This window comes from Acidithiobacillus sp., from assembly GCF_027322205.1.
In the GTDB taxonomy this organism is placed as follows: domain Bacteria; phylum Pseudomonadota; class Gammaproteobacteria; order Acidithiobacillales; family Acidithiobacillaceae; genus Acidithiobacillus.
In genome coordinates, this window is record NZ_DAHVHY010000139.1 from 1 (window position 1) to 2,106 (window position 2,106).

Sequence of the window (2,106 nt, forward strand, 5' to 3'; positions counted from 1 at the left end):
CGACAATGCAGATCAATATAGTGCGCATGAGTCAGTTCAATGCGTCCGGCTTGGGTGGTGGAATGCACCCGTAACCGGTAACGTCTGCCCAGGTAATAATGGCTTTCTCCGGAAACATACTCACGGGGAGAAATTCTTTCCTGCCCCAGAAACTTCCGCTGCTGCTTTCTAATCCAACTCAGACGACTGAGTACCGCTGCCCGTATTGCCTCTTCACTAAGCTTTAACGGGGCCGCCACACGTACCCAACCGGTGGGCGGGTGCACCCCCAGGTGCAGGTTCTTAATAGGCTTCTTGACCACCTGCACGGACAGATCACTCACCTGTAGGGTGTAGGTCTCAGTATTTACATGCCCACTGCGCTTGGGCTTTGAACGCTCGAATACTGCACTCATCAGGGTATCCTGCCACAAGTAGTCCTACGGTACATCAGCATGCCAACCCGGCGCCGACCAACCCAACAAAAGCACCACCGATGACATCGGTCGGAAAATGCGCCCCGACTGCTATCCGTGACCAGGCAACCAGCAATGCGTATATCAGCGCGGACACCCATATGACTTTAGGCGATGTCCCAAAAAACAAACTGCCGAACAGTAAAAAAGCCAGTGCCGCGTGTCCGGACGGAAAGCTGTGCCAATATTCCGGTTTTCCGATCACATCCACCGCCTTTTTCCCCAGTGCAGTCAATGGGCGAGGATAATCCATGTCGGGTTTGATGGTGGCTATGGCGGCCCATATTGCCAGTTCACCTATGACGAAATTCCAAACTACCGCAAAAGAAATCCATCCAGGCTTGAGGCGATGTGCGATGACCAGCAAGGCTATCCACAACGGGAAATTGCGTGGCTGGGCTACGCTGGACAGTAACGCAGCCGTTTCCGCCAATGCAGGCGCTTGGCTCCTATGGTTCACCCACAAGAAAATACGGGCGTTCCATCCGTACCAAGTGTACCACTCTGGCTGCAGGGGCATCACGCCAAACTCAAAGCCATGCCCCACAATCCGATACCGCCTATGGCACTCAGGATAGCCATACCGAAAAGCCATGTTCTTCCGGTCAGAGCAGTAACAGAGGCCAGGGAAATAGCGATCTGCAAAAAGATCATAGCGATGGCCATGTCGTTATGTGGCTTATCCAACTGCGCCGAGTGCCGATTGGCGGAACTGGAAAGTTGATCCAGATGTTCCGCTTGAAGCTGAACTTCCTTTTTCTGTTGTTTGTACTTGGCAATCTTCTTTTGGAAAGGCGCGTTTTTGCTCGTTGGTGTCATGGCTACGGCCAGATCCATCAAGTGCTCTTTGGTGCTGATAGCCTGGTAGTAGTTCCATTGGTCCGTCGCTTTGGCTTTCTCCAGTACGGCTTCGTTCTTGGCCAGCAGGACTTCGTTCATGAGATGGGTCCCCTGGTAGCTGACAATGGCACCGATCGTCGCCAGGAGGGCTGTAAAGATGGCTATCCACTGGTACAGAGAGTGCTTCTTGGGACCATGGGATTCTGCCGCCTCATGGACAGCTTCTTCGTGCGGTGCGTGGGTATGTAATCCTTCGCTCATATTTTACTTTCCTTAAAGTAATTCTCAGTATTCACGCTGTTCCTTCATCAGGACAAAGATCTATGGTTTTCTTTTATCCAATACCGACAGTTTATCACCGAAGTAGCCACCCAGTAGGCCTACGCGCCGGGCATACCCGACATCTACCAGGGGAGCGAACTGTGGGATTTGCTGGCGGCGCCAACCTGCCCCTTGCCGCCAATGGCGCACGGGGGGCCGACCACGTCGTGGCCTGTGCACGCTAGGCGAACGGGCGCACCGTAATCACCATCGCCACCCTGCTCGGCGATGAAACGTACCTGCGCTGTGCGAGCCGGTATGGACCGATACAGCGGTGGAGATCCCCGACCTGACCGGGACATGGAAAAACGTGTTTACAGGAGAGATGGTGCGTCCCGATGCCGCCGAAGACAAGCCTCGCCTTTCTCTCGCCCAGACATTGACTTACTTTCCCGTCACCCTGCTGGTTCCGGCGGATACCTGACGTTGAACCTCTAATTCCAATTAGCGTTATAAACAGTGATAATATGCCATGTTTTTCAGGGGGGTC

4 protein-coding genes are annotated in these 2,106 nt (G+C 53.7%); 1 reads left to right on the forward strand and 3 read right to left on the reverse strand.

Annotated features, from left to right (window positions below; translation table 11 throughout):
* The 3 genes from M7F93_RS11775 to M7F93_RS11785 form a co-directional block, all read right to left on the reverse strand.
* Positions 1-395, reverse strand: a 395-nt coding sequence (locus M7F93_RS11775; protein ID WP_298173776.1) for a YgjP-like metallopeptidase domain-containing protein, incomplete at its 3' end; no start/stop codon positions are given.
* Positions 396-429: 34 nt separating this feature from the next.
* On the reverse strand, positions 430-888 hold the full coding sequence (locus M7F93_RS11780; protein WP_298173779.1) for a phosphatase PAP2 family protein: 459 nt from the start codon (positions 886-888) through the stop codon (positions 430-432).
* 86 nt (positions 889-974) lie between these two features.
* Positions 975-1,556 (reverse strand): DUF4337 domain-containing protein, encoded by a 582-nt coding sequence (locus tag M7F93_RS11785; RefSeq protein ID WP_298173781.1) that lies wholly within the window; start codon positions 1,554-1,556, stop codon positions 975-977.
* Positions 1,557-1,890: 334 nt separating this feature from the next.
* Between M7F93_RS11785 and M7F93_RS11790 the strand changes: the two genes are divergently transcribed.
* Positions 1,891-2,040 (forward strand): hypothetical protein, encoded by a 150-nt coding sequence (locus M7F93_RS11790; RefSeq protein WP_298173783.1) that lies wholly within the window; start codon positions 1,891-1,893, stop codon positions 2,038-2,040.
* The last annotated feature ends 66 nt before the right edge of the window (positions 2,041-2,106 follow it).